Source organism: Streptomyces spongiae (assembly GCF_009377185.1).
Lineage (GTDB): Bacteria > Actinomycetota > Actinomycetes > Streptomycetales > Streptomycetaceae > Streptomyces > Streptomyces spongiae.
In genome coordinates, this window is the sequence record NZ_VJZC01000659.1 from 1 (window position 1) to 5204 (window position 5204).

Annotated in this window: 4 protein-coding genes; 3 read left to right on the forward strand and 1 reads right to left on the reverse strand. The window is 74.1% G+C overall.

What is annotated here, in order from left to right; translation table 11 throughout:
- The first annotated feature begins 10 nt into the window (after positions 1-10).
- The 3 genes from FNH08_RS43970 (at position 11) to FNH08_RS43980 (ending at position 3805) form a co-directional block, all read left to right on the forward strand.
- Positions 11-2026, forward strand: coding sequence for an FtsX-like permease family protein (locus FNH08_RS43970; protein ID WP_152777113.1), 2016 nt, complete (start codon positions 11-13; stop codon positions 2024-2026).
- Between the two features lie 159 nt (positions 2027-2185).
- A complete protein-coding gene (locus tag FNH08_RS43975; RefSeq protein ID WP_322726426.1) occupies positions 2186-2881 on the forward strand; it encodes a type 1 glutamine amidotransferase domain-containing protein in 696 nt (231 codons plus the stop codon).
- Between the two features lie 39 nt (positions 2882-2920).
- The gene (locus FNH08_RS43980; protein WP_152777111.1) at positions 2921-3805 is read left to right on the forward strand and encodes an NAD(P)-dependent oxidoreductase; all 885 of its coding nucleotides are present in this window, start codon (positions 2921-2923) and stop codon (positions 3803-3805) included.
- Positions 3806-3843: 38 nt separating this feature from the next.
- Here the strand turns inward: FNH08_RS43980 and FNH08_RS43985 are convergent, their stop codons facing one another.
- Positions 3844-5133, reverse strand: a complete 1290-nt coding sequence (locus FNH08_RS43985) for a PP2C family protein-serine/threonine phosphatase (RefSeq protein ID WP_152777112.1) — start codon at positions 5131-5133, stop codon at positions 3844-3846.
- Positions 5134-5204 lie beyond the last annotated feature (71 nt).

Sequence of the window (5204 nt, forward strand, 5' to 3'; positions counted from 1 at the left end):
GGAGACCACCATGCCCTCCCCCATCCTCCCCCTCACCTGGCACCTGGCCAGAGCCTCCGGTCGGCGTGGGCTTCAGGGCCAGGTGCTGGCCGCTGCGGCTGCTGCCGTGAGTGCGCTCGTGTTGTTGGTGCTGTTCGCCGCGTATCTCGGGGCCGGGAGCCGTGCCGAGCGCACTGCCTGGCTGACGCCGCAGGCCGATCGGCACGGCACCGCCGTGCAGGCCGTGGCCACCACGTTCGTACGGGGAGAACCGGTCACCGTGGTCAGCCTCGCCCAGTTGCCCGGGCGTGCGGCCAGCCCGCCGCCCCCGGGGCTGGACCACTTCCCGAAGGTCGGGGAGGTGTTCCTCTCCCCGGGGCTCGCCGACCTCGTGCGCGAGTTGCCCGCGCGGCAGCTCGCCGACCGGTTCCCGGAGGACGGCTCCGGGTACGGGACCGTCGGCGGTGCCGGGCTGGCCGCGCCCGAGCAGCGGCTGGCTGTCGTGGGGCGGGCCGTGGGCGATCCCGCCGTGTCGGGCGCCGCGGGGACGGACATGCTCAGCAGCGGGCTGGCGGCACGGGCCGTCGTCTCCGATTTCGACGGCACCTCCCCGCACGCGTTCACCTCGAACGACCGGGCCATGGCGCTGACCGCCGCCGGACTCCTCGTCGTACCGGTGATCGTGCTGGCGGCGGCCTCCGGGCGGCTGGGGGCGGCCCGGCGCGAGGAGCGGCTGGCCGGGCTGCGGCTGGCCGGGGCGACACCGCGGCAGATCCTCACGATGACCGGTGTCGAGGCGGCGGCCGTGGGCGCGGCCGGAGCGGTCGTCGGCGCCCTCGTCTACGGTGCGCTGCTGCCCGCGCTCGCCCGGCTGCGGTTCGGCGTCGGCTCGTGGCAGACCGGTGATCTTTGGGTCGGCGTGCCGGGGTTGTTCGCCGTGATCGTGGCCGTGGCGGTGCTGACGGCTTTGAGCGCGGTGACGACCCTGCGGCAGGTGGCCCGGGCGCCGCTGGGTGTCGCCCAGCAGTCCGACCCGCGCCGCACGCGTCTGGTACGGCTGGTGCTGTTCGCCGGTCTGCTGCTCTATGTCGTCACCACCCTGCGCGGGGGCGGGCTCACGCTGTCGCAGCAGCTCGCGCTGGTCGTCCTCGCCTACGCCGCCTTCTGGATCGTCGGGCCCTGGGTGGTGGACCGGCTCGGGCGTCTGCTGGGGCGGTTCGCCCGGCGGCCGGCGACACTGCTGGCCGCGCGTCGGCTCAGCGATGATCCGCGCGGTGCCTGGCGCACCGTCAGCGGGCTGGTACTGGCGGGCTTCGTGGCCGGGTTCTTCTCCGTGGCCCACCTCGACCTCGGCGGGACGAGCTATCCGGGACAGGTCGCCGTACCCGTGACCTCCGAGCACAAGGGCGCCGTACGCGAGACCGCCGAGCACGCCCGTGAGCTGCTGAAGGACGCCGGGGTGACGGCCACCGTGCACGCCCACACCAGCGACACGGACACCGACACCCTGCTGTGGGGCACGCCCGGCATCACGGCCCAGGTGACCGGCGGGCCCGACCGGATGGACGCCGCCCTCACCGCGCTCACCCGGCTGCGCACCGCCGTACCCCCGTACACCCAGGAAACTACCTCCGCGATCGACGACCTGGCCGCCGCCGAACTGCGCGACACCGGTCTGGCCACCCTCGCCGTCGGCTTCGTCGTCGCCACCGCCTCCGCCGGGCTCACGGCCGCCGCGAACGTCCTCGACCGGCGCCGCGTCTACAACCGGCTGCGTCTCGCCGGTACGCCGCTGAAGGTGCTGGACCGGGCGCGGGTCCGCGAGAGCGTGCTCCCGCTGGTGGTCCTCGCCGGCGGTGTGACCGGGTCCGGTGTCTACGCCGCGATGAAGCTGAACGAGGCGGGCGGCACCACCGTCGACACCTCGGGCGCCCTGCGACTGGCCGTCTGCGTGCTCGTCGGCGCCGCGGTGATGTTCGCGGCGATCGGCGCCAGCCGGCCGCTGCTGCGCGCGGTCACCGCCGATCCGGCCCAGCAGGCGGACTGACGCGAGGATGTGTGGCACGCCTGACGTCGGGGATGTCACCGAGGCGGGTACCCGACCGACCGGGTAATTCGGCCGGGTACGGGCAGCAGGACCACCACGAGCATCATGAGCACTACGAGCACCACAAGCACCACGCAGGTGAGAGAACGGAGCGATACCGTGGCGAAGATCCTTTTCGTGATGACCGGCGCCGACCGGTGGACGCTGGCCGACGGCAGCACGCACCCCACCGGCTTCTGGGCCGAGGAGGCCGTCGTCCCGTTGGAGGCGTTCAAGGCCGCGGGCCACGAGGTCACGGTCGCCACCCCCGGCGGTGTCGTCCCGCCCGTCGACCCCGCCAGCCTCGCCCCCGAGGCCACCGACGGCCCCGAGAACGCGGCCAGGATCGAGGCCGTCGTGGCGAGCGCCCCCGAGTTCCTGAACCCGGTCGCGCTGGCCGACGTGCGCCTGGACGCGTACGACGCCGTGTACGTGCCCGGCGGCCACGGTCCCATGGAGGACCTGTCGGCCGACGGCGACTCGGGCCGGATCCTCGCGCAGGCCGTGACCGGAGGACTGCCCGTCGGCGTGGTGTGCCACGGCCCGGCGGCCCTGCTGGCCGCGATGGGCGAGGACGGGACCAACGCCTACGCCGGCTACCGCGTCACCGCCTTCACCAACGCCGAGGAGGAGCTGGCCGGCAACGCCGCCAAGGCCCGGTGGCTCCTTCAGGACCGGCTGACCGAGGCGGGCCTGACGGTCGAGGCCCACGCGCCCTTCGCCCCGCACGTCGAGGTCGACCGCAACGTGGTCACGGGCCAGAACCCCGCGTCCTCCGCCCCGCTCGCCACCGAGCTGCTGAAGAAGCTCGGCTGAAGCAGCACGCATTGACCTCCTCATCAGGAAGGTGACGCCATGACCGACAAGCTCACCGTGACCGTCCTGGGCACCGGCATCATGGGCGCCGCGATGGCCCGTAACCTCGCCCGCGCCGGACACGGCGTCCGCGTCTGGAACCGCAGCCGCGCCAAGGCCGAGCCGCTGGCCGCCGACGGCGCGCACGTCGCGGACACGCCCGCCGAGGCGGTCCGGGACGCCGACGTCGTCCTGACCATGCTGTACGACGGCCCGGCCGCCCTGGACGTGATGAAGCAGGCCGCCGGTGCCCTGCGCCCGGGCGCCGCCTGGGTGCAGTCCACGACCGCGGGCATCGACGCGATCGCCGAACTCGCCGACTTCGCCCGCGAGCACCGGCTGGTCTTCTACGACGCCCCGATGCTCGGCACCCGGCAGCCCGCCGAGGCGGGACAGTTGACCGTGCTCGCGGCCGGGCCCGTCGAGGGCCGGGACGCGGTGGCGCCGGTCTTCGACGCGGTCGGCGCCCGTACGGTGTGGACCGGCGAGGACGGCGCGGCGGGCAGCGCCACCCGGCTGAAACTGGTGGCCAACAGCTGGGTGCTCGCGGCGACCAGCGCGACCGGCGAGGTCCTGGCCCTGGCGCAGGCCCTCGGCGTGGACCCGCAGGGTTTCTTCGACGCCATCGCGGGCGGCCCGCTCGACATGGGGTACCTGCGGGCGAAGGCCGGCCTGATCCTGGACGACAAGCTCTCCCCCGCGTCCTTCGCCGTGACCACCGCCGTCAAGGACGCCCGGCTGATCGTCGCCGCGGGCGAACAGAACGGCGTCCGCCTCGACGTGGCCGCCGCGAGCGCCGAACGACTGGCCCGCGCGGCCGAGCAAGGCCACGGCGACGAGGACATGGCCGCCGCGTACTTCGCGAGCTTCGACGAGAAGCCGTGAGACGGCAGCGTGACAGGGCCACCTGAAGCGTCACAGCCTCACAGGCGGATCACCACGAGTGCCGTGTCGTCGTCGGAGCCCCTCTCGGGGCCGGGGGCCAGGTGGGACAGTACGGCGTCGGCGAGGCTCTCGGCGTCGAGGGTGTGGTGCAGGGCGAGGGAGTCGGCGAGGCGGCGCAGGCCGGTGTCGATGTCCTCGTCGCGGCGTTCGATGAGGCCGTCGGTGTAGAGCACGAGCGTGGCGCCGCGGGTGTAGGACACCGTCGCCTCGCCCTGGACGGAGCCGTCGCCCGCGCCCAGGGGAGGGTCGGTGGCCTGGTCCAGGATCTCGACGGTTCCGTCGGCGTGGGCGAGCAGCGGGGGCGGGTGGCCGGCGCGGCTGTAGGTGACGGTCCGCGCGGAGCGGTCCACGACGACCTGGACGGCGGTGGTGGCGAGGGCGCCGTCGACGGTCAGCGCGTGCCGGGCGAGGGTCGTGAGCGCGGACGCCGGCCGTCCGGTGGCCCGGAGCGCGGCGCTGAGCGCGTTGCGCAGCTGTCCCATGACGCCGGCCGCCTCCAGACCGTGACCGACCACGTCACCGACCGCGACGGCCAGCCGGTCCGTGTCGAGCTCGAACAGGTCGTACCAGTCGCCGCAGACGTTGAGGAAGCCGGCCGCGGGCCGGTAGCGCACGGCCACGGAGGGGTTCTCGGCCGGCGCGGGGAGGGGCAGCATGGCGCGCTGCAGGGTGACGGCGATCTCGCGGAGCCGTTCCTGGTCCTCGCGCAGCTGTTCGTTGAGCTCCTGCAGTTCCTGGGAGCGGGTGAGCAGGTCGGCGGCCATGGCGTCCTCGTGGCTGAGCACGATGCCGGGGGTGGCGCCGAGGGCCTGGCGGGCGCGGACGAGGGCGGTGACCTCCTCGACGCGGTGGACGATGAGGATGACCCGGCCGTGGGCGTCGAGGACCGGGACGTTGACCGGGCTCCAGTAGCGCTCCTCGTACACACCGGGGCGGTCCGGCACCTCGACGGAGTACTTCTGCAGGGCCATCGTGTCCCGTTCGCCGGTGGCCAGCACCCGTTCCAGCGACGCGCGCAGGACGCGCGGGCCGTTGGCCTCCGGATCGTCGGGATCGTCGGGGAACACGTCGAGGACGCGCCGGCCGAGCAGTTCCTCACGACCGCGCCCGGAGGTCCGCACGTAGGCCCGGTTGGCGTCGGCCATCACCAGGCCGGGGGTGAGCAGCAGTGTGGGAACGGGCAGCGCCTGGAAGACCTCCGCGTAGTCGATCGCGGTGCCCGGGCCGTGTCGGCTGTGTCTGGCGGCAGGAGCGCCACCGCTGCTCATGCCTCATGTCTACTCCGTCCCCGGGGCCGGTGCGACCCGGCACCCCCGTCGCACGGAGGCTCCGGGAGCTC

What these genes read in the sequence shown, in the direction of transcription:
- FNH08_RS43970 (WP_152777113.1), top strand. Translation starts at nt 11, where the DNA reads ATGCCCTCCCCCATCCTCCCCCTCACCTGGCACCTGGCCAGAGCCTCC.
- FNH08_RS43985 (WP_152777112.1), bottom strand. Translation starts at nt 5,133, where the DNA reads ATGAGCAGCGGTGGCGCTCCTGCCGCCAGACACAGCCGACACGGCCCG.
- FNH08_RS43980 (WP_152777111.1), top strand. Translation starts at nt 2,921, where the DNA reads ATGACCGACAAGCTCACCGTGACCGTCCTGGGCACCGGCATCATGGGC.